Origin of the sequence: Moritella sp. 24, assembly GCF_018219155.1 — a bacterium.
In the GTDB taxonomy this organism is placed as follows: domain Bacteria; phylum Pseudomonadota; class Gammaproteobacteria; order Enterobacterales; family Moritellaceae; genus Moritella.
This window is the reverse complement of sequence record NZ_CP056123.1, coordinates 3,473,240-3,496,656: the sequence shown is the minus strand read 5'-3', so window position 1 is coordinate 3,496,656 and position 23,417 is coordinate 3,473,240. Positions and strand designations below refer to the sequence as shown.

Below are 23,417 nucleotides of genomic sequence, written 5' to 3'. Positions count from 1 at the left end.
TATATGAGAAGTAAAATGACATTTAAGAAGATTTTAGCAACGGCAGTACTAATGACTGCATCGATGCTAACGCACGCGCAAAGCGTGAAAGAAGAACTACAAAGTCAACTTGCATTATTACAGCCATTCAGTGCTGACTTTACGCAAACAGTAACATCTGCAGAAGGTGATAACTTATCAACGGGGCAGGGGGTCATGCAGTTACAGCGCCCTAATCAATTCCGTTGGGAAACGATCACACCTGATGAGCAGTTGATAGTATCAAATGGTGAAAGCCTGTGGTTCTATAATTCTTTTGTTGAACAAGTTAGTATTTACTCACTTAAAGATGCAATCGCAAACACGCCTTTCATGTTAATTGCAGGGGCAGAACAAACACTATGGGAAACCTACCGCGTAACGAAAAAGGCCGATGTATATACGGTTATTACGCCTAACGACCCTGCTGCGGCAGTATTTACGCTGCAGTTTAAAGACGGTGAAATAGCACAGTTTTCAGTGCAGGAGCAACAAGGGCAGCAAAGCCAGTTTGCTTTAACAAATCATAAGACAATGAACAAGATGGATCCTGCGTTGTTTAATTTTATTATCCCGGAAGATACAGATATAGATGACCAACGCTAATGAATAATACAATGTCACTTGATTTCAGCCCAGATTTCCAACCACTAGCAGCGAGAATGCGACCAGAGAAAATGTCGCAATATATCGGTCAAACACACATTCTTGGTGAAGGAAAACCCTTACATCGAGCGCTATTAGCTGGCCATGCCCATTCGATGATTTTATGGGGGCCTCCGGGTACCGGTAAAACCACGATTGCAGAAATGATTGCGAATTATTGTGATGCCAAAGTAGAGCGTGTACATGCTGTTACTTCAGGTATTAAAGATATTCGTCTAGCGATTGAAAAAGCCAAAGACAATGCGGTTCAAGGCTATCGTACGATTTTATTTGTAGATGAAGTACATCGCTTTAATAAAAGTCAGCAAGATGCATTTCTACCACACATTGAAGATGGCACCATTATTTTTATTGGTGCGACAACTGAAAACCCTTCATTTGAGTTAAATAACGCATTGTTATCTCGTGCGCGTGTGTATGTGCTTAAAAAATTAACGGCTGATGAAATACAACAAGTCGTTGATCAAGCTCTCACAGATGAACGTGGACTTGCGGGTGTTAAGTTTAACTTTGCAGCGGGCGTAAAAGAAAAACTGTGTGATATTGTCGATGGTGATGCAAGAAAGAGCTTAAATTATCTTGAACTATTGAATGATATGGTTGAAGACGAAGGTCAGGGCAAACTGGTTACACTCGAGAGACTGATGTCTGTGGTAGGCCGCAAAGTAAATGGCTTTGATAATAAAGGTGAGCTTTATTACGACCTCATGTCTGCATTGCATAAATCTATTCGTGGTTCATCACCAGACGCTGCGTTATATTGGTTTGCACGTATGCTTGCTGGTGGCTGTGATCCATTGCATATCGCGCGACGTTTACTGGCCATTGCCTCAGAAGACATTGGTAATGCAGATCCTAGAGCAATGCAAGTTGCCGTTTCAGCATGGGACTGTTTTAGTCGTATCGGTGCGTATGAAGGCGAGCGAGCGATTGCACAGGCGATTGTTTATCTTGCATCAGCAGCAAAGAGTAATTCAGTTTATACCGCCTTTACTCAAGCGAAAATGTTAGTACAAGAACAACCTGATTTTGATGTTCCTATGCACTTACGTAATGCGCCGACTAAGCTAATGTCCGATCTTGGTTATGGAGATGACTATCGTTATGCCCATGATGAAGTCGGGGCGTATGCACCCGGTGAATGTTATATGCCAGAAGCATTACAAGGCACGAAGCTATATCACCCTGTCGATCGTGGTGTTGAAAAGCAAATTAAGCAAAAGCTTGATTACTTGCATCAGCTCGATATTAACAGCCCACGTAAACGTTATAACTAATGGACTGTGTTATTAATTAATAAACCAGAGTATTACAGATGAATAATTTAGCATTATACGGTTTTGTTGCACTTGGTGGTGCTAGTGGTGCAATGTTAAGAACCTTCATTGCACAAACTGCTACGGCAGTATTAGGTAAAGGTTTCCCGTTTGGCACTTTAATCGTCAATATTCTGGGGTCGTTATTGATGGGGGTATTGTTTGCCTTACTTGATGACAATATTATTGCAGCTGAACCTTGGCGCCAACTTATTGGTTTAGGTTTCTTGGGGGCATTGACGACATTTTCGACATTCTCGATGGATTCATTGTTGTTATTACAGCAGGGTGAGTGGTTAAAAGCAGGGCTAAATGTATCTTTAAACGTATTCGTGTGTATTTTTGTTGCATATTTAGGTATGCGCTTAGTATTTCGAGCATAAAGACCCGTTTTTTAACTATAAATACGTGATGAAAGTGTAAAATCACGTTAAAATAATATGTATAAACAATACCAACAGATATTTCTATCTAAGAGCCAGTAACGTGCTTTTAGGTTTAAATTAAACAAGCAGAGTAGGTAAAGAATGTTAGATCCTAAATTTCTTCGCGCAGACTTAGAAGAAGCTAAACAGCGTTTAGCGAGCCGTGGTTTTGAACTAGACGTTGATACGATTAAATCGTTAGAAGAGCAACGTAAAGCATTACAGATCCGTACAGAGCAATTACAGAATGATCGTAACGTACGTTCTAAATCCATTGGTAAAGCAAAAGCAAGTGGTGAAGATATTCAGCCACTATTAGCTGAAGTTGGTAAATTAGGCGAAGAACTTGATGCTGCAAAATTAGAGCTTGCTGAGTTATTAGCTCAAATTGAAGCAATTGCATTATCGCTACCAAACCTACCGCATCCATCAGCACCACTAGGTAAAGATGAAGATGACAACGTAGAGTTAAAGCGTTGGGGTCAACCAAAAGAATTTGATTTTGAAATTAAAGATCACGTTGATGTAGGCGAAGCGCTTAACGGTCTTGATTTTAAAAATGCAGTTAAAATTACTGGTTCTCGTTTCATTGTTATGCGTGGCCAGATTGCACGTATGCACCGTGCGATTGCACAATTTATGCTTGATACGCACACAGAAGAACACGGTTATACAGAATTGTATGTACCTTACCTTGTTAATGCTGACTCGCTATACGGCACTGGTCAATTACCTAAATTTGGTGAAGACCTATTCCACACAAAACCTGCAACAGAAGAAGGTCAAGGTCTAAGCCTGATCCCAACTGCTGAAGTACCTGTGACGAATACTGCACGTGATACTATTACGGATGAAGCTGATTTACCTGTACGTTTAACTGCTCATACACCTTGTTTCCGTAGTGAAGCGGGTTCTTATGGTCGTGATACACGTGGTCTAATTCGTCAACATCAGTTTGATAAAGTAGAAATGGTACAACTGGCGCACCCAGAAAAATCATACGAAGCACTTGAAGAGATGCGTCAGCACGCTGAAAACATCTTAATCAAACTTAACTTACCGTACCGTGTAGTAACACTGTGTACTGGTGATATGGGCTTTGGCGCAACGAAAACATACGATCTAGAAGTATGGGTTCCAGCACAGAAAACGTATCGTGAAATCTCTTCAGTATCTAACTGTGAAGATTTCCAAGCACGTCGTTTACAAGCACGTGCACGTCTGAAAGACAGCAAGAAACCTGTATTGCTACATACACTAAACGGTTCTGGTTTAGCTGTAGGTCGTACACTTGTTGCGATTTTAGAGAACTACCAGTTAGAAGACGGTCGTGTTGAAGTACCTGAAGTACTACAAGGTTACATGGGCGGTCTAACGCACATTGGCTAATATGTAATAGCCTAATATAATTGGTTAATAAATTTAATGGCGGGTAGTGTTGCTATACCGCTATGAATGATGAGCTAAATAAAAAGCCTCACTTAGTTATTGCTAAGTGAGGCTTTTTTGTTTCTGCAGTCATGAGTATCGTGGTTACGCTTAATGAGGTGGACCTATGAATAAGTCTGCTTTATTAGCTGCACACATTGATAAACTAAAGACTACAGGCATTTAGCGGGTTTGGGTAAACCGGCAATTTTAGTTGCTTGCTTTGCAGGGCCTTTAGGGAACAGCTTATAAAGGTAAATACTGTTACCTTTATCTTCACCAAGCTTTTTTGCCATCGCTTTAACTAATGCACGGATAGCCGGTGAAGTATTGTATTCAAGGTAAAAGTTACGCACGAAGAGAACAACCTCCCAGTGTGCAGGGCTTAGGGTAATGCTTTCTTGTTCTGCAATAATTGGTGCAAGTGCTTCAGTCCAATCACTTGAGTTAAGCAAATAACCTTGTTTATCGGTAGCCACTTCTTGTTCATTGATAATTAACATAAATATCTAATAATCTTCTTGAGTAAATAAAAAAGCCTCGTTAAACGAGGCTTTTCAATTATGGATATAATTCCAACTTATTATATATCAGTATAACAGGTTTGATAATAACGCGATTAGTCGTCGCTACCCATGATACCTAAAATTTGTAATAAGCTAACAAAGATATTATATAGTGATACGAAGATAGTTACAGTCGCAGAGATGTAGCTTGTTTCGCCACCATGAATGATCGAACTTGTTTGCATCAAGATAGCACCAGATGAGAACAAGATGAACATTGCACTGATTGCTAGGCTAAGTGCTGGGATCTGTAAGAAGATGTTACCAATCATAGCTACGATCAGTACAACAAAACCAGCCATCATCATGCCGCTAAGGAAAGACATATCTTTTTTCGTTGTAAGCACGTATGCAGACAGAGCAAAGAAAGTAAATGCAGTACCAGCAAAGGCCAATACAACAATGTCACCCATACCTGCGCCGATATATCGATTAATTAACGGGCCAACGGTATAGCCTAAGAAACCTGTGAATAGGAATACAAATAAAATACCCATTGAGTTGTTACGGTTCTTTTCTGTTAGATACATTAAACCGTATACACCAACAAGTGTAATGATGAAGCCTGGAGCTGGTAAGTTTAATGTTACTACTGCAGCTGCAATTATCGCTGAAAACGCGAGAGTCATCGCTAATAACATATAGGTATTTCGAAGTACCTTATTCGTCGCGAGTACGCTTGCTTGCGACTGAGTCTGAATCGTACGTTGTTGCATTGTGTCTTTTCCTTAATAATTAACACTGCTAGTTAGAGTATAAGTATACCCTAAAGTTCCGACATAATATGACGATGTAGTTAATTTATAGCCAAATAAGTTAAAAACAAGCCTTATCTATGAAAAATGTGATTAAATTTCAAAAACGCTTTATCTTTAATAAAAAGACTGTATTATACGCTCCATTGCTGCGGAGGGGTGGCAGAGTGGCCGAATGCACTGGTCTTGAAAACCAGCAGGGGTTAATAGCTCCTCGAGAGTTCAAATCTCTCCTCCTCCGCCATCTACATAGAGAAAGGCGCTATCTGAAAAGATAGCGCCTTTTTTGCATTTTGACATCTATTAATTCTAACTATCCCGCAATCAGATTTTCCACGCTCTACACTTGGTTCTCTCGTCATCCTTAAATTAGTCATTTTATTTATCTGTAAGACTAATACAGTACCCATTTGTGTTTCTTCAGTCTCTTGGCTGTTAGTTATAAACCTTGATTAGTTGGAATTTAGGGCAAAGTGTGTGAAAGGTGAGCGGTTGTTTCCTTGTACGTAATTTTTTAACGTTTGTGTGTTTACAGCTGAGCATCATATCTATATTATACGCTCCATTGCTGCGGAGGGGTGGCAGAGTGGCCGAATGCACTGGTCTTGAAAACCAGCAGGGGTTAATAGCTCCTCGAGAGTTCAAATCTCTCCTCCTCCGCCATCTACATAGAGAAAGGCGCTATCTGAAAAGGTAGCGCCTTTTTTGCATCTGAAGCATGCTTAATTCCTAATTCCTAATTCCTAATTCCTAATTCCTAATTCCTAATTCCTAATTCCTAATTCCTACTTTTCACTTTTGTCATTATAGAAGCATTATCTTTTAATCTTGTTTAACTGAATATTTAGTTTATCGATGGATATCATCTAATTTGATGTGTCTTTAAGTATTTGATTTAGCATTTAGATACGAAATTACGCAAGTTGGTTTTATTTTGTTCGGTTGTTGAGGCTGTTATATTTTTACTTTACAACCGCCGCCCATATCTCTATTATACGCTCCATTGCTGCGGAGGGGTGGCAGAGTGGCCGAATGCACTGGTCTTGAAAACCAGCAGGGGTTAATAGCTCCTCGAGAGTTCAAATCTCTCCTCCTCCGCCATCTATATAGAAAAGGCGCTGTTCTGATAAAGAACAGCGCCTTTTTGCTATCTGGCGTTCAATAAATTTTTAATTTCATTTACTCTGCTTGCTCAATCAGAGCTGCACGCTGTGCATTCCACAATTTTCGTTGTTCATAGTAATGATCCCAAACGCACGGACAGCAAGCGCCACCACCACAGCAATCATCGTCGGCAGGTGGGTAAGGTTTTTCTATTGATTGTTGTTTTGGCTTTTCCATGGTTTTATCCTTTTCGTTTAGCATACCCTAAAATGTAACACGTTTTTAACTGTAAATATCGAGTCAATTATGACCGATTAACAATGTGATACCTTTTTGCAATAAAAATATATATGTCATTTACACATTTTTATGGAACTGTAATACAGTGATTAAAATAGCACCCTTAAATGTCAACTATTTTTTATTTTGCCAACTACACCGCATTTTAGGTTTAAAGTCATAAAGTTATTAAATTGCTGATATATAATGCCATATTATTATTTAGTTCGAATATATTAGCTCTTATGGGTCGTTATAGAACAAAAATAACAACCTATTTTTGATCATCTAATGTATTATGTTCTTTAGAAATTGTATGTATGTGTATGCGGAGATATTCTTTTGATTAATGTATTCCTTGTCGATGATCACGAATTAGTCCGTACCGGAATTCGCCGAATTCTTGAAGATGTACGTGGTATTAAAGTCGTGGGTGAAGTTTCATGCGGAGAGGATGCCGTTCAGTTTTGTCGAGAAAACCAACCAGATGTAATCTTGATGGACATGAACATGCCAGGTATTGGCGGATTAGAAGCTACCCGTAAAATTTTACGGAACAACCCTGATATTAAAATTATCGTGTTAACGATACACACGGAAGAACCTTTCCCAAGCAAAGTAATGCAAGCGGGTGGTGCAGGCTACTTAACTAAAAGTGCAGCGCCAGAGGAAGTATTAGGGGCTATTCGTAAAGTGCATAGTGGACAGCGTTATATTGCGCCAGAAATTGCACAACAAATGGCATTAAGTCAATTTTCATCTGCTGATGAGAATCCTTTCCAAAGTTTGTCTGAACGTGAGTTACAAATCATGATGATGATCACGAAAGGACAAAAAGTGGTTGATATTGCCGAACAGCTACACCTTAACTCTAAGACGGTTAATGCTTATCGCTATCGCTTATTCAGTAAGCTTAATATTAATGGTGACGTAGAACTGACTCACCTAGCGATTAGACACGGTATCTTAGATGCAGATACACTATAATTAAGTATTTCTTTACTTAATTTTAATTGAGAAAGATGTCTTCGGGCATCTTTTATTTTATGCCTTCAAAACAACAATTCAATCATCAAGACTTCTTAAAGACTGTTTCACACCAGCCAGGTGTTTATCGCATGTATGACCATAAAGATGTGGTTATTTATGTCGGAAAAGCGAAAGACTTACATAAACGCTTAAGCAGCTATTTTCGAAAAACCGTCGATCGAGAAAAAACCCGCGTATTGGTTACCCATATTGCCAATATTGATGTGACGGTCACGCATTCAGAAACAGAAGCCTTAGTACTCGAACATACCTATATTAAACGCTATCAACCGCGCTATAACGTGTCGTTACGTGATGATAAGTCCTACCCTTATATTTTACTAACAGATCACGAACACCCTCAATTGATGTCTATTCGCAGTAAGAATAAGCGTAAAGGGCAATATTTTGGTCCTTATCCAAGTGGCAGCGCAGTACGTGAAAGCCTACACCTAATGCAAAAGCTCTTTCCGGTACGGCAGTGTGAGGATAGTTATTATCAAAATCGCTCTCGTCCTTGTTTACAGTTTCAACTAAAGCGCTGTTTAGGTCCTTGTGTGAAAATGGATAACCCTGATGAATATAAGCAACAGGTTGAACTTGCAGCTTTATTTTTAAAGGGTAAAAACACGGATGTCATTAATGAATTAGTGATTAAAATGGAGCTGGCTAGCCAAGCGTTAGACTTTGAAGCTGCAGCACGCTATCGGGATCAGATCCAAGCATTAAGAACAATTCAAGAACAGCAATATGTCACATCTGATTTAGGTGAAATGGACGTAATAGGCTTTGCCTTTAAAAATGGTATCGCCTGTGTTCATTTATTATTTGTGCGTGCGGGTAAAGTATTTGGTAGTCGTAGTTATTTTCCTAAAGTACCGGCGAATACAGATAATAGTGAAGTGATCCAAGCATTCCTTTTACAATATTATCTAAATAAAGAAACACAGCAGGCAATCCCTAAAGAAGTGCTGTTAACCGAACTACCTGAAGAGCACGAATTAATTGAATCAAGTTTGAGCCAGTTAGCCGAGCGTAGAATAAAACTAACTAATCCTAAACGAGGTGATCGTTCTAAATTTTTAAGGTTAGCACTTACTAACGCTGAAACTGCATTAACCACCAAGTTAGCAACCAAAAGTACGGTGCTTAATCGGTTTAAAGAATTAGAAAAAGTATTGAACTTCAACGGAAAGATTCAGCGTATGGAATGCTTTGATATCAGTCATACGGGTGGTGAGCAAACCGTTGCATCTTGCGTTGTTTTTAACCGTGATGGGCCAAATAAAACAGATTATCGCCATTTTAATATCAGTGGTATTACTGGTGGTGATGATTATGCAGCGATGGCACAAGCGTTAGAGCGTCGTTTCAAAAAAGTTACTGAAGTAGATAAAATACCTGATATTTTATTTATTGATGGCGGTAAAGGTCAAATGACCCAAGCTGAGCAAGTACTCACTCAATTTGCAGATAACTTTATCAGTAAAAGACCAATGATCATTGGTATTGCGAAAGGGGTGACGCGTAAAGCTGGTTTAGAAACATTAATTTTATCTGGCGCCTTGGATAATGTTGCTGATACCGAGTTTTATTTACCCAGCGATTCGCCAGCTTTACACCTCGTTCAGCATATCCGTGATGAGTCCCACCGTTTTGCTATCACTGGACACCGTGCACGTCGAAATAAAGTTAAACGCACGAGCGCTTTAGAGAATATCCCTGGAGTAGGACCGAAGCGTCGTCAGGTATTACTTAAATTTATGGGGGGATTACAGCAATTACGTCGTGCAAGTAGGGAGGAAATAGCAAAAATACCAGGTATAAGCATTGATTTGGCAGAAAAAATTTATGATTCATTGCATCAATAAGCAAGATATAGGATTATAGTGATGTTTCAATTTAAAAAGCATGAGAATAATGAAAAACATACCAAATATTTTAACTTTGTTTCGCGTGATTTTAATTCCTTTTTTTGTTCTCGCGTTTTATTTACCAATTGAAAATTCGTTTTATATCGCAGCATGGATCTTCTTTATTGCAGGAATAACGGATTATCTTGATGGTTATCTAGCAAGACGCTGGAATGTATCAAGTAAGCTTGGCGCGTTTCTTGACCCAGTAGCAGATAAAATTATGGTTATCACTGCATTAGTGATGGTCGCTGGCGATCACGACCGCATCGTTGCAACTGTTGGCGAACACAGTGCACTATGGGTAATGATCCCAACACTTATTATGATTGGACGAGAACTGGCCATTTCAGGGTTACGTGAATGGATGGCAGATCTAGGCAAACGTGCTAATGTTGCTGTTGGTAACGCTGGTAAGTGGAAAACAAGTTTTCAAATGATGGCGCTAGGTGGTTTCATTTGGCAGCAGGGCCCTTGGATGGTTTATCTTGCTTATATTGTTTTCTATGCAGCGATGGTATTAACAGTTGTTTCTATGGTGCAGTACTTTGCTGCGGCGTGGGGCGAACTAATGAGTGAAGATTAAAGAACTATTTCTATAGACTATCGTTGTTGTTTTAGAGTATCTCGCCATTACGGTGATATTCAACCCTTTTTAGCTAGAAAACAGACAGGTTAGGTTGAAACGTAAGCGTTTTGATTGTCGGTGATAAAAGGGTGTTGACTCTATCTTTTAGGTCTGTAGAATGCGTCAGCACATAGAGTCTACAGCGGTTAAGTAAAACAGCTTAGATAAAATGTGAAAGAAATTGCCCGAGTGGTGAAATCGGTAGACACAAGGGATTTAAAATCCCTCGCTTAATAGGCGTGCCAGTTCAATTCTGGCCTCGGGCACCAATTTCTTTCAGTTAGATATAACTTTAAATATATACTTTAGATATAAAATTTGGCGGGTTGGCAGAGTGGCTATGCAGCGGATTGCAAATCCGTGGACCTCGATTCGACTTCGGGACCCGCCTCCATGATTTAGCTTGTAAAGAGCAAGTGTATTGGTTCAGCACTGTGAACGGATATACTATAAATGTTTAGCAATAAACAGAAAGAATTCAGTGCCCGAGTGGTGAAATCGGTAGACACAAGGGATTTAAAATCCCTCGCTTAATAGGCGTGCCAGTTCAATTCTGGCCTCGGGCACCAACTAATACTTTGATAGTATATATCGCTAAGATAAAAAATTAGCACACTGCGTGACAATGATGTTGTTTCACAGTATATGGCGGGTTGGCAGAGTGGCTATGCAGCGGATTGCAAATCCGTGGACCTCGATTCGACTTCGGGACCCGCCTCCATGATTTAGCTTGAAAGAGCGAATTTATTAGTTTGCACTGAAACTGGTAAATAAGAAGAATTCAGTGCCCGAGTGGTGAAATCGGTAGACACAAGGGATTTAAAATCCCTCGCTTAATAGGCGTGCCAGTTCAATTCTGGCCTCGGGCACCAACTAATTATCTTGCTAAGATATAAAATTAGCGCTCTGTGTTAACAATTAAGATTGTAATCGCAGTAAATGGCGGGTTGGCAGAGTGGCTATGCAGCGGATTGCAAATCCGTGGACCTCGATTCGACTTCGGGACCCGCCTCCATGATTTAGCTTGAAAGAGCGAATTTATTAGTTTGCACTGAAACTAATAAATAAAAAGAATTCAGTGCCCGAGTGGTGAAATCGGTAGACACAAGGGATTTAAAATCCCTCGCTTAATAGGCGTGCCAGTTCAATTCTGGCCTCGGGCACCAACTTTTATAAAAAAACCAGCTTATAGCTGGTTTTTTTATGTCTGAAATCTAGGTTTATACTTCAGTTCCATTTAATCCTCCTCGTGTTATCAATGAATTCAGCCCTTTGCATGTGAGTGTTAACGTTTCATTTTTATGTCCGCTATTCTTTACAGTTGCATCATCATTATAAATCCATACGCTATGTTATTTTATAAATCCATACGTATAATGTGGTTATTGTTAAATAAAGTATTTTATGGATTGTAAGTGAAGAGTCAGAACCAGAGTAAATCTGCGGGATTTACATTAATCGAATTAGTTATTGTTATTATTGTTTTAGGGGTCTTAGCCAGTGTTGCGATACCTAAGTTCATTAATCTTCAGCGTGATGCTAAAATTGCGACACTGTCTGGAATTGCAGGCCAGCTTGAAGACCAGAGTAAGATCGCTCATTTAAGAGCGCAGATGGATAATATACCGGTTAGTAAAGACTGTTTTGGTGACTGTAATGGACACCTATTTTGGGATGGTTCTCGCGAGGCCGGACATTATTTTATTATGACAGCTGATGGAACGAAGTTATACATGGAGTGGGGCTACCCACTTTATACTCCTATTGAAAATAATAGTGTCACAAATATTAACTTTAAATCTGCGATGGGACTCAATGACAGTGAGTTTGTTTTTGTTGAAGGTTATCCACTTAAGATATTTCCCCGACTATGGGCTGATAAACTCGCTACAGTAGAGCTGGATGATTATAAGTGTTACGTTGCATATACTTCTGCAACTTCAGTTGATGGTAATGATATTAGAATTGTTAGTGATGATTGTTAGACTTGGATGATAATAAACAATCAAATTGGTTTTATTTTCAGCCGTTTGAGATGTATTTAATATTTATTGTTGACTCAATATTAGAATCAGGTAAAGTGAGCGCATATCCGGTTAGGCAGCAGCTTAACAGTTTATCACTCAGCCCGAGTGGTGAAATCGGTAGACACAAGGGATTTAAAATCCCTCGCTTAATAGGCGTGCCGGTTCAATTCCGGCCTCGGGCACCAAATTTAGAAAAAGGCTTACCTAACGGTAAGCCTTTTTTGCTTTCTGACGTTTAAAATAATCCTTGTTTCTCAAATCACTAATGCTTATGATACGTAATTAATCTTTATGGATTTTTATGTTCTATGTTACTTAGGTTTTTCCGCGCTTCTATATTGTTATTTATCATGATTGTGGGCTTTAATGCTCAGGCTGATACATATTCAGTATTATCTGTAAATATCAGCGAAAAACCATTATGCCAACAGGAATGTGAATCAGAACAGTCTCCAAACACATTTCCCTCAGATCATTCTTATCAATATGCATTACCTGAACCGACTCGTTATGCGAGTAACGGTGGTTTAACACTGAATGATCCTGAACCTGATTACCAAGTCGAGATCGAATTATCAATTCCGCTATCACCATCATTTGTGATTGGTTACGCGGTTAACATTAATCATGATCTCTATTGGTTAACGGACATGTCTTCTTCTCGAACTCGTATTTCTGGCTGGAAAGACAGTAATTTACTTTATTCTCATCGCCAATACCCTGCCGTTATTACATTTGCTTAGATAAAAAGGTAAGTACTAAACATACTGCTTTTTTGTTGTCTTTATCCGCTTCTAGAACGCTACATCATGATATGAATATCGCTGTTGAATAGCTCTATAAGCGCATTAATTACCTGTATACCAACATGTATTACTTATATTTCGAGTAAGCATGCTGGCATTGATGGACAGCTATCAAATGAAAAAAATAACGAATTCCAAGACACAACGTAAACTACTTAACCACTATGCTGGTTGGAAATACGTTGTACTTATCTGCACAATTTTAATCATGCTCTTAAGTGCGATTCCAACCTTATATGGTGAAGATTCGGCACTGCAAATTAGTCATAAGCAAACTCCAGCGCCGATGATTTATACGCTTAAACAACAGCTCGAAAAAAATCATATTGAAGTAGTTCGTATTGACCAAAGTACTGATCAAACGACGATTGTATTGGCGGAATCAACAGCACAAACACGTGCGAAAGCGGTACTCGAAAAAATATTACCGGAGAGTAATAATACTACATTGGCATTGGTTTCAGCTGCGCCTTCATGGTTACAGCAAATGGGATTACAGCCGATAAAGTTGGGACTTGACTTACGTGGTGGTGTGCAGTTTTTGCTGGATGTTGATATGGAGCCTGTTTTCAATATACGTGCTCAACAGTTACAGGATAACTTGCGGGCGGATTTTCGTGAAAAGGGCATCCGCGGTGTCGGTCTTAGTATTGAGCGTAGTAATGCGCTCGCGATTAAGTTTCCAAGTGACGAAGCAAAAGTGACGTTGCTGAAATTAATACAGAAAAACTACCCTCAATGGAAAGTCACTGAAACGTCAGGTTTGTTTGCTCGGGTTAATATTCCGTTATCTGAAAAAACAGAAATTATTAATTTAACGGTACAGCAAAACTTGCAGACAATGCGTAGCCGTATAACCGAACTTGGTATTACCGAGGCGATGGTACAGCGTCAAGGTGAGCATCGTATCCGTATTGAGTTACCGGGCGTACAAGATCCTGCAACTGCAAAAAATGTTATTGGCGCGACAGCGAGTTTGGCATTTCACGAGTTGAAAACCGTGAGCAGCGGTAGCATGTTGGTCGATAGTGATAACGGAGCGCCAATCCGTATTGCGCGTGATGCTATTTTAGGTGGTGAACATATTATTGATGCCCGCGCCAGTGTTGGTGAGATGGGCGCTGCACAGGTTAATATTACGTTAGATAATGCCGGTGGAAAAAAGATGTCGAATTTTACCAAGCACAATATTGGTAATCCGATGGCGACGTTATACAGCGAATACAGCCGTAATCTTGATGGCACGACCAAAAAAACCAATAAGGTTATTAGTGTCGCCACTATCCAAGCGCAGTTAGGCAGCCAGTTTAGAATAACAGGTGCAGGCAGTATGGGGGATGCGCAGGAGTTAGCTTTATTATTACGTGCAGGCTCGTTAACAGCCCCTGTTACCATTGTTGAAGAAAGAACAATTGGTCCATCTCTGGGGGCTGAAAATATTCAAAATGGCTTTTCTGCATTGGCGTTAGGGTTGGGCTTAACTTTGATATTCATGGCCTTATGGTATCGTCGATTAGGCTGGATTGCGAATGTTGCGCTACTGGCTAATATCATTATGTTATTTGGTTTATTAGCGCTAATTCCAGGTGCGGTATTAACATTACCCGGTATTGCAGGGTTAGTACTGACTGTTGGTATGGCTGTTGATACCAACGTACTGGTATTTGAACGTATTCGTGACAAGTTGAGGGAAGGGCGGAGTTTTGCTCAAGCAATTAATAGTGGTTTTGATAGTGCGTTTAGCACCATTGTTGATGCCAATATTACGACATTAATTATTGCCATTGTACTGTATTCCATTGGGCAGGGGCCTGTTCAAGGCTTCGCGTTAACACTGGGTTTAGGTATTTTGACCAGTATGTTTACAGGTATTTTTGTTTCCCGTGCATTAATCAATAAATTATGGGGTCGTGATACTCGTCATGACTTAAAGGTATAGTCATGAATACAATAACGAACGGCAGTAAATTACGTTATATCAGCAGTGCCATTTCCGTGGTATTTATGTTGATAGCAATAACTTTTATTAGTGTTAATGGACTTAACTGGGGGCTCGACTTTACCGGTGGTGTCATTACCGAAGTACAACTTGATCCTACTATCACCGTGAGTGAGATAACCCCCTTATTACAGTCGGCGCTTAATCAACATGTCAGCGTCATTGAAGGCGGTGAATTAGGACGCTGGATCTTACGTTATGCAGAACCTGCGGTAGGTATGGGCATTCCCGATATTAAGGTTGTGCTTGCGCCCTTGGTGACAGATGTACAAGTACTTAATAGCAGTATTGTTGGTTCGCAGGTCGGGCAAGAACTTGCAGAACAAGGCGGACTAGCATTATTAATTTCAATGTTATGCATTATGGCCTACCTTAGCTATCGCTTTGAATGGCGTCTTGCATCTGGCGCATTATTTGCCTTGGTTCATGATGTTTTATTTGTATTGGGGGTATTTGCTGCGTTTCAACTTGAATTCAACTTAACTGTGTTTGCGGCGATATTGGCGATCATTGGTTATTCATTGAATGATTCGATTATTATCGGTGATCGTATCCGAGAGTTACTTATCTTGAAGCCGACATTAACAATTGCAGAGGTGAATAACTCGGCTATTTCGGCCACTATTTCTCGTACGATGGTGACATCTGGCACCACGTTAATGACAGTTTCGGCATTATGGTTATTGGGTGGTGGTCCTTTAGATGGATTTTCTACTGCGATGTTTATTGGCTTAGTTGTAGGCACATGGTCATCGGTTGCTGTAGCGACGACCCTGCCTGAGTTTTGGGGATTGAATGCCAGCCATTACCAAGTGAGTGAAGTCGAAGAGGTACTTTCAGTCGATAACTCGTCTTATTAATTGCCGTTAATTTAAGCGTGTTGGTTTACGAAGCACTGACACGCTTATTGGTTATTGCAGATCTATCTTTAGATTGTGTGATATAGAGCGGACTATTTTTAGCCTAATTTCTAATTAGCTCCAGAGATGGTTTCATCTTGATTTAGGAATGTGTACTATAGCCATGTCAATTAATTGGCGGATGTTGATTTTTGACGCACTATTAACAATAGGTTAGTTGTGCTTATTATATTTTAAGTTTAAGTAAGGTTTAGCGCAGGCTGTAATATGGATACTACTAAGTCAGTTTTTGTCATTGATGAGAATATTGAACGCAGACAAAATTTAGAAACGATATTGTCATTTCTTGGTGAAGCATGGCAGAGCTACGACTCCCATATTGATATTAATGCAAGTATCGAACTTGCTGCAAACAGTGTGATTGTTTCTTCAGAACACTATTCAAAAAAAGAATTGTCCGCACTACTTGATGCGAATCCAATGAATCCGTTTTTGACCTTTGGTGCTGAAGCAATTGTATCAGAACAAGGTAATCTTATTGGTCACATTGAGCATCCTTTTTCTTATCAACAACTGACGCTATTACTTGGACGTTGCCAATCTTATCGTCAATGTGTCGCGAGTAAATTAGGTCAATCAGCATCGGCTTCAAAAGCATTAATTAAGCAGTTGGTTGGTCGTGGAGATGCAATTCAAAGTGTACGCCATCTTATTACACAAGTAGCGTCAAAAGGCGCAAATGTTTTAGTTTTGGGTGAATCTGGTACTGGTAAAGAAGTGATCGCTCGTTCAATTCATGATGCTTCATCACGTAGCGATGGGCCTTTTGTACCGGTTAACTGTGGTGCTATTCCAGCTGAATTGTTAGAGAGTGAATTATTTGGTCATGAAAAGGGTGCATTTACGGGCGCATTTTCTGCTCGTAAAGGCCGTTTTGAATTGGCGACTGGTGGTACGCTATTTCTTGATGAAATTGGTGATATGCCACAACCGATGCAAGTTAAATTATTACGTGTCTTACAAGAACGTATTTTTGAACGTGTGGGCGGCAGTAAAGCAATTAAAGCCGATGTGAGGGTTATTGCTGCGACTCACCGTAATTTAGAACAGATGATCATTGACGGTGAATTCCGTGAAGACTTATTTTATCGTTTAAATGTATTCCCAATTGAAAGTCCAGCGTTACGCGAACGCCCAGACGATATTCCATTATTGATCCAAGAATTGTTACGTAGACACGAAGCCGAGCACGATGCGACTATCTTATTTACGCAACGGGCAATGGAATCGTTAATGCAGCATTCATGGCCCGGTAATGTTCGTGAGTTATCTAACTTGATCGAACGTCTACTTATCATGACCGCGGGTAATATTGTTGATATTGCCGAACTGCCTGCGAAGTATCGCTATAATGATGACGGTGAAAGCCAGAATGGTAATCATGAACTACCGAGTGAGTTAGCTGAACGTGATGCTATTTCTGCGATGTTTAGTGATGATATCTTTGCTGATGTTGAAGAAGAACCACAAGAAGATGGCTTTTTCTCGATGCCAAGCAGCTTGCCTGAAACGGGGGTGAACCTCAAAGAAATGTTAGCTGAATTTGAAATTGATATGATTAAGCAGGCGCTCGATCAACAAGCGCATGTTGTCGCGCGCGCAGCAGATCAATTAGGCATGCGTCGTACAACCCTCGTTGAGAAAATGCGTAAATACGGATTACAAAAAGAGACCTAACTGGGTGTAAATAAACATAAAATTGTAATTTGTTATAATTCAAACCAAAAAGCTCAACATTAAGTTGGGCTTTTTTAGTTTTAAAACATGGTGTTATGAAAATAAATTAATTGGCACACTAAATGCATTGTTAGGCATGAGTCAATTTTTTAGCGGAGTACTACCATGGTACAAGAATCTTATCCAGGCGAATTAGCAGCACTGCGGGCACACAAAGATCGCAGTGAAAAGTTAGTGCAGGCATTACCGTCAGGTTTAGTGATTCTTGATGGCAATGGTATTGTCATTGAAGTTAACAAAGTGGCTGTGCAATTACTGGGTGAGCCGTTAATGGGCGCACGCTGGATGGATGTAATTCAGCGGGCATTTACTCCTAAAGCAGATGATGGACATGAGATATCATTGAAGAATGGCTGTAAAGTACAGCTTTCTATTACGACACTCGGCTCACAGCCGGGCCAGCTTATCATGCTGACAGACCTAACTTATACACGCCATCTACAAGAGCGTGTAAGCCATATGAAACAATTATCATCATTGGGTCGAATGGTCGCATCACTGGCACATCAAATACGTACCCCCTTGTCTGCGGCATTACTATATGGCTCTAATCTTGCGAACCCCAATTTACCACCTGCATCAAAGCAACGTTTTCAGAGCAAGCTTATTCAGCGTCTTAATGATTTAGAAAATCAGGTTAACGACATGCTGCTATTTGCGCGCACAGGTAAAGATTTAGTGGTTGAAGAGATTTCGCTACAAAATTTATTAGTACAAGTGCAAGCTGGTAGTGAAGCCATGATGTTGCAAACGGGCAGTAAAATGCAGGTGACATTACCTGAACCGGATTTATTAATTTTAGCCAATCGTAATGCACTCTCAAGTGCGATTGGTAACCTAATACAAAATGCATTACATGCGTGTGGGCAAGGTGCCAACCTTGCAATCTCTGCAATTAGATCAGGTGATGACAAAGTCGCTATTGTTGTATCTGATGATGGCCCTGGGATCTCGAAGGCAATGCAAATAAAGATTTTAGAACCTTTCTTTACCACTAAATCACAAGGCACTGGTTTAGGCTTGGCGGTTGTGCAAAGTGTGGTAAAAGCTCACCAAGGTAGTTTGGAGTTAGATTCAACTGAAGGTGAAGGCAGTAGTTTTAGTATAATCGTACCGCTACATCGCGTAGCAGAACCTCAACCAATGGTAATAGGCGGATAATATATGTCCCATTCTCAAATTCTTGTTGTTGAAGATGATCTCGGTCTTCGTGAAGCCTTGGTTGATACCTTATTAATGGCTGGTTATGAATGTGATGAAGTTGATAGTGGCGAAAGCGCACTGATTGCATTAGGTAAAAAGACCTATGATATGGTCGTGAGTGATATCCAAATGGGTGGCATGAGCGGGTTAACGTTATTACACAATATTAAGCAGAAATACCCTGAGTTACCTGTGTTGCTAATGACCGCTTACGCAAAAGTCGACGATGCTGTTGCAGCAATGCGCAGTGGTGCTGTGGACTATATTGGTAAACCTTTTTCTCCGGAAGTTTTGATCAATCAAGTTGGCCGTTATGTACCACCACAAAAGATAGCAAAACGTACACCTTGCTATGGTGATGAGAAAACAGAGCAGTTATTAAGCTTAGCGCGTAAAGTGGCTAAATCAGATGCAACAGTGATGGTGACCGGCCCAAGTGGTACGGGTAAAGAAGTACTATCCCGTTATATTCATGATAATTCGATGCGTTATGATGGTCCATTTGTGGCAATTAACTGCGCGGCGATCCCTGAAAACATGCTTGAAGCAACGTTGTTTGGCTATGAAAAAGGGGCCTTTACTGGTGCGATACAAGCATGTCCTGGTAAATTTGAGCAGGCTCAAAACGGCACGATTTTATTAGATGAAATATCAGAAATGGCGTTAGCGCTACAGGTTAAATTATTACGGGTATTACAGGAACGTGAAGTCGAGCGTTTAGGTAGCCGTAAAACGGTTAAGCTGAATGTACGTGTTATTGCGACAAGCAATCGTAATATGAAGCAAGCGGTTGCCAATGGTGACTTTAGAGAAGATTTGTACTACCGCTTAAATGTATTCCCATTAGCGTGGTTACCTTTAACTGAACGTAAAGGTGATATTTTACCGATTGCAGAGCACTTGCTTAAATCACACTGTAAGCAAAATAATATACCTACGTTAGAGTTACTTGATTGTGCTAAAAGCAAACTGCAGATCTATCATTGGCCTGGTAATGTCCGTGAGCTAGATAATGTTATTCAACGTGCGATGATCTTAGCTGTCGATGGCAAAGTGAAAAATGAAGATCTTATTTTAGAAGATTTTTCGCTTGCTGATTTTCGCGCCTCAGCACCTGAAGGGCAAGCTCCGCAATTGCAGGTTAACGCTGAAATACCAGCACAAACTGCAGAGTTCGCAAATAAGCCATTGGGTAATGAGTTACGTCAGCAAGAATATCAAATTATTTTAGAAACCTTGATTGATTGTAATGGTGTGCGAAAAGACGTGTCAGAAAATTTAGGTATTAGTCCCCGTACACTGCGCTATAAGTTAGCAAAAATGCGTGAGCTAGGAATTGAAATACCAGCTTAATGATTTGAAATATTATCAGTAAACAAGAAAAGGCCGCAATTCGTTGAAATTGCGGCCTTTTTTATTGGCATATTAATTGCTTTGTTAGGGTAGGTCAAAAATATGACAACAAGGATAATCAATGAACATTGCAGCCAATAACCTTTACTCTGAAATGCAAAGCATGTCGTTACAGGCGACTAAATTTGAAGCCGACCCAACAGCGGTAAAAGCACCAACCACGACATCAGCTAGTTTTGGTGATATGTTGCAGCAAGCAATGGAAAATGTGAACGGATTACAACAAAATACCGGTGATTTGCGTACACGTTTTGATCAAGGTGATCGCAGTGTATCCCTAAGTGATGTTATGATAGCATCGCAAAAATCAGGGGTGGCATTCGATGCTACGGTACAGGTTCGTAATAAATTGATCGAATCTTATAAAGAAATAATGAGTATGCCTGTTTAATCTCGGGTAAAGGAGTAACTCTGTGGCTGAAACGGCTTCAAATACAGGTATCGTAAGCAATAACGATATGGGCGATGATCTCGCGCAATTAGATGAGAATGAGCAAAAAAGCTCAGCATTTGGGTTCTTTTCTAATGCTGATATCTTACGTCAAATCATTCTTATCCTCGCATTAGCGATCTCGCTAACCTTAGTGGTATTTATTTTACTCTGGGGTAAAGAACCTGAAATGCGTCCGTTAGGCACGTATCAAACTGCAGAACTCATTGAAACCCTCGAATTTTTAGACCAGCAGAAAATAGAATATAAAATTAATGGTGATACCGTTTCTGTTCCTGCAGAGCAGTACCAAGATATTAAATTACAATTACGCCGTTCAGGACTTACGACAACTGAATTACAAGGTGACGATATCTTAATGAAAGATATGGGCTTTGGTGTGAGTCAGCGTGTAGAACAAGAACGTTTAAAGCTTGGTCGTGAACGTCAGATATCACGCGCATTAGAAGAATTTAAGCATGTGTCAAAAGCACAGGTGCTACTTGCTATTCCAAAAGAAAATGTATTTGCAAAACGCGAGAAAAAACCCAGTGCAACCGTGATATTAACGGTTCGTAATAGCGGTGCTATCTCACAAGAAAATATTGATTCAATGGTGCAATTGGTTGCTTCTGCCGTTCAGGGGCTTGAACCAACGCGCGTTACTTTGACCGATCAGAATGGACGCTTACTTAATTCTGGTAGTCAAGATATGTTAGCTGCACAAGGCCGACGTGAATTTGAAATGGTGCAAAACCATGAACGTGAGTACCGTGAGAAAATCGATTCAATTCTTATCCCAATTTTAGGGGTAAACAACTACACCGCTGAAGTTGATGTATCAATGGATTTTAGCGTAAGAGAACAAACTCAAAAACGTTTTAATCCTGATTTACCTGCTGTTCGCAGTGAGATGTTATTAGAACGTCAATCATTAGGTAACGGGGTTCAGGGAATACCAGGTGCACTGACCAATCAACCACCGCTTGATGCTGATATTCCTGAAGAAGCGGAAGGTGGTAATGCTGCTGCACGTCCAGTCGGTCAATCACAAAAAGAGTCGACTCGAAATTACGAACTTGATACCACCATCAGTCACACTAAATCACAAACAGGTGTAATACAGCGCTTAAGTGTTTCTGTCGCGATTGATTACATTAACAGTGTTGGTGCTGACGGTGAATTAGTTAGAGATCCTCGTAGCCAAGCTGAAATTGCTAATATTCGCCGTGTATTACAAGGCGGTGTGGGTTTTAATGTGAACCGTGGTGATAGCCTCGAAGTGGTGGCGATCCCATTTAATCGTCCTGAATTAGCGATGATGGCTGAACTTCCTATTTGGGAAGAAGAGTGGTTTTGGCGTGCGATACGTGTTGCTGCGAGTTTAATTGTTATTGTGGTATTAATCATGGCGATTATCCGTCCGATGATTAAACGCCTAATTAACAGTGAACCTGAAGAAGATAAAGAAGATTTAGATTTAGGTATCAGTGCAATCGAGAACGATGAAGATATGCAATTGCTGACTGCCGATACCGATGTAGATACTGACTTTGCTATGCGCAGTGGTCATCTACAGTTACCTAATTTACATAAAGATGAAGATTTGCTTGAAGCGGTTCGTGCACTGGTTGCCAATGAGCCGGACTTAACCGCATTAGTAATTAAAGAATGGATGATAGAAGATGCCTGATTCAAATAAACAAGTAGCAACAAAGTTTGATGCAAGTACGTTAACCGGTATTGAGCGTTCTGCGATTTTAATGTTGAGTTTAAATGAAGAAGATGCTGCAACAATCTTTCGCCAATTAGAGCCAAAACAAGTACAGCGTTTGGGTATGGCGATGGCATCAATGAAAGATTTTTCACAAGTTAAAGTGGCTGGCGTACATCGTGCGTTTATCGATGATATCCAAAAATTCACTAATATTGGTGTGGGTAGTGAAGACTTCGTTCGAAATGCATTAACGGCAGCGTTAGGTGCAGATAAAGCGGGTAATCTTGTTGACCAAATTATCATGGGTAGTGGTGCCAAAGGTCTTGATTCATTGAAATGGATGGATGCACGTCAGGTTGCAAATATCATTCATAATGAGCATCCACAGATCCAAACCATTGTATTGTCTTATTTAGAGCCTGAGCAATCGGCAGAAATTTTATCGCAATTCCCAGATAAAGTGCGTATTGACTTAATGATGCGTATCGCCAACTTAGAAGAAGTTCAACCAGCCGCGCTACATGAATTAAACGAGATCATGGAGAAACAGTTCGCTGGTCAATCAGGTGCACAAGCTGCGAAAATGGGTGGCCTAAAAGCTGCTGCAAATATTATGAACTACCTTGATACCAATATCGAAGGTCAATTGATGGATGCAATTCGAGAGTCTGATGAAGAAATCAGCCAGCAGATCCAAGACCTTATGTTTGTATTCGAAAATCTTATCGATGTTGATGATCGTGGTATTCAGGCATTACTGCGTGAAGTAGCACAAGATCAATTACAAAAAGCACTGAAAGGTGCAGATGACCAACTTAAAGATAAAATCTTTAAAAACATGTCGAAACGTCAAGTTGAAATGTTGGAAGATGATCTAGAAGCAATGGGACCAATTCGAGTGAGCGAAGTTGAATCAGCACAGAAAGAGATCCTATCAATTGCACGACGTTTAGCTGACAGTGGCGAGATTATGCTTGGTGGAGGCGGTGGTGATGACTTCTTATAAACACAGAGCTTTGAAGCTAAGCTGCGCTGATG

Annotated in this window: 20 protein-coding genes and 11 tRNA genes; 28 read left to right on the top strand and 3 right to left on the bottom strand. The window is 40.2% G+C overall.

Going from position 1 to position 23,417, the window contains the following annotated elements; genetic code table 11:
- Positions 1-3 precede the first annotated feature (3 nt).
- The 4 genes from lolA to serS all read left to right on the top strand — a co-directional run bounded on the left by lolA (position 4) and on the right by serS (position 3,814).
- Positions 4-624, top strand: a complete 621-nt coding sequence (lolA, locus tag HWV00_RS15560; RefSeq protein ID WP_211682725.1) for an outer membrane lipoprotein chaperone LolA — start codon at positions 4-6, stop codon at positions 622-624.
- Positions 624-1,961 (top strand): replication-associated recombination protein A, encoded by a 1,338-nt coding sequence (locus HWV00_RS15555; RefSeq protein WP_211682723.1) that lies wholly within the window; start codon positions 624-626, stop codon positions 1,959-1,961. The genes lolA and HWV00_RS15555 overlap by 1 nt, the downstream gene beginning before the upstream one ends.
- 38 nt (positions 1,962-1,999) lie before the next feature.
- Positions 2,000-2,383, top strand: coding sequence for a fluoride efflux transporter CrcB (gene crcB / locus HWV00_RS15550; RefSeq protein ID WP_211682721.1), 384 nt, complete (start codon positions 2,000-2,002; stop codon positions 2,381-2,383).
- A gap of 144 nt (positions 2,384-2,527) precedes the next feature.
- Positions 2,528-3,814, top strand: a complete 1,287-nt coding sequence (gene serS / locus HWV00_RS15545; RefSeq protein WP_211682719.1) for a serine--tRNA ligase — start codon at positions 2,528-2,530, stop codon at positions 3,812-3,814.
- Between the two features lie 212 nt (positions 3,815-4,026).
- On the opposite strand, the gene HWV00_RS15540 is transcribed toward serS, so the two are convergent.
- Both HWV00_RS15540 and HWV00_RS15535 read right to left on the bottom strand, forming a co-directional pair.
- Positions 4,027-4,356, bottom strand: a complete 330-nt coding sequence (locus HWV00_RS15540) for a TusE/DsrC/DsvC family sulfur relay protein (protein WP_211682717.1) — start codon at positions 4,354-4,356, stop codon at positions 4,027-4,029.
- Between the two features lie 116 nt (positions 4,357-4,472).
- Positions 4,473-5,135 (bottom strand): Bax inhibitor-1 family protein, encoded by a 663-nt coding sequence (locus tag HWV00_RS15535; protein ID WP_211682715.1) that lies wholly within the window; start codon positions 5,133-5,135, stop codon positions 4,473-4,475.
- A gap of 192 nt (positions 5,136-5,327) precedes the next feature.
- On the opposite strand from HWV00_RS15535, the gene HWV00_RS15530 reads away from it, so the two are divergent.
- The 3 genes from HWV00_RS15530 (at position 5,328) to HWV00_RS15520 (ending at position 6,275) form a co-directional block, all read left to right on the top strand.
- Positions 5,328-5,418 (top strand) — tRNA-Ser (locus HWV00_RS15530).
- A 328-nt stretch (positions 5,419-5,746) separates the two neighbouring features.
- Positions 5,747-5,837: transfer RNA gene (locus tag HWV00_RS15525), tRNA-Ser, on the top strand.
- Between the two features lie 347 nt (positions 5,838-6,184).
- Positions 6,185-6,275 (top strand) — tRNA-Ser (locus HWV00_RS15520).
- A gap of 78 nt (positions 6,276-6,353) precedes the next feature.
- Here HWV00_RS15520 and HWV00_RS15515 read toward each other — a convergent pair.
- The gene (locus tag HWV00_RS15515) at positions 6,354-6,515 is read right to left on the bottom strand and encodes an oxidoreductase-like domain-containing protein (protein ID WP_211682713.1); all 162 of its coding nucleotides are present in this window, start codon (positions 6,513-6,515) and stop codon (positions 6,354-6,356) included.
- Positions 6,516-6,899: 384 nt separating this feature from the next.
- On the opposite strand from HWV00_RS15515, the gene uvrY reads away from it, so the two are divergent.
- The 21 genes from uvrY (at position 6,900) to fliG (ending at position 23,385) form a co-directional block, all read left to right on the top strand.
- Positions 6,900-7,544 (top strand): UvrY/SirA/GacA family response regulator transcription factor, encoded by a 645-nt coding sequence (uvrY, locus tag HWV00_RS15510; RefSeq protein ID WP_211682712.1) that lies wholly within the window; start codon positions 6,900-6,902, stop codon positions 7,542-7,544.
- Between the two features lie 35 nt (positions 7,545-7,579).
- A complete protein-coding gene (uvrC, locus tag HWV00_RS15505) occupies positions 7,580-9,457 on the top strand; it encodes an excinuclease ABC subunit UvrC (protein WP_211682710.1) in 1,878 nt (625 codons plus the stop codon).
- A 49-nt stretch (positions 9,458-9,506) separates the two neighbouring features.
- Positions 9,507-10,085 (top strand): CDP-diacylglycerol--glycerol-3-phosphate 3-phosphatidyltransferase, encoded by a 579-nt coding sequence (pgsA, locus tag HWV00_RS15500; RefSeq protein WP_211682708.1) that lies wholly within the window; start codon positions 9,507-9,509, stop codon positions 10,083-10,085.
- A gap of 225 nt (positions 10,086-10,310) precedes the next feature.
- Positions 10,311-10,396 (top strand) — tRNA-Leu (locus tag HWV00_RS15495).
- Between the two features lie 51 nt (positions 10,397-10,447).
- Positions 10,448-10,521 (top strand) — tRNA-Cys (locus tag HWV00_RS15490).
- A gap of 89 nt (positions 10,522-10,610) precedes the next feature.
- Positions 10,611-10,696, top strand: a tRNA-Leu gene (locus HWV00_RS15485).
- A 78-nt stretch (positions 10,697-10,774) separates the two neighbouring features.
- Positions 10,775-10,848 (top strand) — tRNA-Cys (locus HWV00_RS15480).
- 65 nt (positions 10,849-10,913) lie between these two features.
- Positions 10,914-10,999 (top strand) — tRNA-Leu (locus tag HWV00_RS15475).
- 69 nt (positions 11,000-11,068) lie between these two features.
- A tRNA-Cys gene (locus HWV00_RS15470) sits at positions 11,069-11,142 on the top strand.
- A gap of 65 nt (positions 11,143-11,207) precedes the next feature.
- Positions 11,208-11,293: transfer RNA gene (locus tag HWV00_RS15465), tRNA-Leu, on the top strand.
- Positions 11,294-11,542: 249 nt separating this feature from the next.
- Complete coding sequence (locus tag HWV00_RS21595) at positions 11,543-12,112, top strand: type IV pilin protein (protein ID WP_211682706.1); 570 nt, start codon at positions 11,543-11,545, stop codon at positions 12,110-12,112.
- A 141-nt stretch (positions 12,113-12,253) separates the two neighbouring features.
- Positions 12,254-12,339 (top strand) — tRNA-Leu (locus HWV00_RS15455).
- A gap of 123 nt (positions 12,340-12,462) precedes the next feature.
- Positions 12,463-12,897: a hypothetical protein gene (locus HWV00_RS15450; protein WP_255554634.1), complete on the top strand. Its 435-nt coding sequence runs from the start codon at positions 12,463-12,465 to the stop codon at positions 12,895-12,897.
- A gap of 163 nt (positions 12,898-13,060) precedes the next feature.
- On the top strand, positions 13,061-14,899 hold the full coding sequence (gene secD / locus HWV00_RS15445; RefSeq protein ID WP_211686624.1) for a protein translocase subunit SecD: 1,839 nt from the start codon (positions 13,061-13,063) through the stop codon (positions 14,897-14,899).
- A 2-nt stretch (positions 14,900-14,901) separates the two neighbouring features.
- Entirely contained in the window at positions 14,902-15,819 is a 918-nt protein-coding gene (secF, locus tag HWV00_RS15440; RefSeq protein ID WP_211682705.1) for a protein translocase subunit SecF, read from the top strand.
- A gap of 267 nt (positions 15,820-16,086) precedes the next feature.
- A complete protein-coding gene (locus tag HWV00_RS15435; protein ID WP_211682703.1) occupies positions 16,087-17,556 on the top strand; it encodes a sigma-54 dependent transcriptional regulator in 1,470 nt (489 codons plus the stop codon).
- Between the two features lie 165 nt (positions 17,557-17,721).
- Entirely contained in the window at positions 17,722-18,777 is a 1,056-nt protein-coding gene (locus tag HWV00_RS15430) for a PAS domain-containing sensor histidine kinase (protein ID WP_211682701.1), read from the top strand.
- 3 nt (positions 18,778-18,780) lie between these two features.
- Positions 18,781-20,172: a sigma-54 dependent transcriptional regulator gene (locus HWV00_RS15425; RefSeq protein WP_211682699.1), complete on the top strand. Its 1,392-nt coding sequence runs from the start codon at positions 18,781-18,783 to the stop codon at positions 20,170-20,172.
- A gap of 121 nt (positions 20,173-20,293) precedes the next feature.
- Positions 20,294-20,623 carry a flagellar hook-basal body complex protein FliE gene (gene fliE / locus HWV00_RS15420; protein WP_211682697.1) on the top strand — a complete coding sequence of 110 codons (330 nt, stop codon included), beginning with the start codon at positions 20,294-20,296 and terminating at the stop codon, positions 20,621-20,623.
- A 22-nt stretch (positions 20,624-20,645) separates the two neighbouring features.
- The gene (fliF, locus tag HWV00_RS15415; RefSeq protein WP_211682695.1) at positions 20,646-22,355 is read left to right on the top strand and encodes a flagellar basal-body MS-ring/collar protein FliF; all 1,710 of its coding nucleotides are present in this window, start codon (positions 20,646-20,648) and stop codon (positions 22,353-22,355) included.
- A complete protein-coding gene (fliG, locus tag HWV00_RS15410; RefSeq protein WP_211682693.1) occupies positions 22,348-23,385 on the top strand; it encodes a flagellar motor switch protein FliG in 1,038 nt (345 codons plus the stop codon). Before fliF ends, fliG begins: the two co-directional genes overlap by 8 nt.
- Positions 23,386-23,417 lie beyond the last annotated feature (32 nt).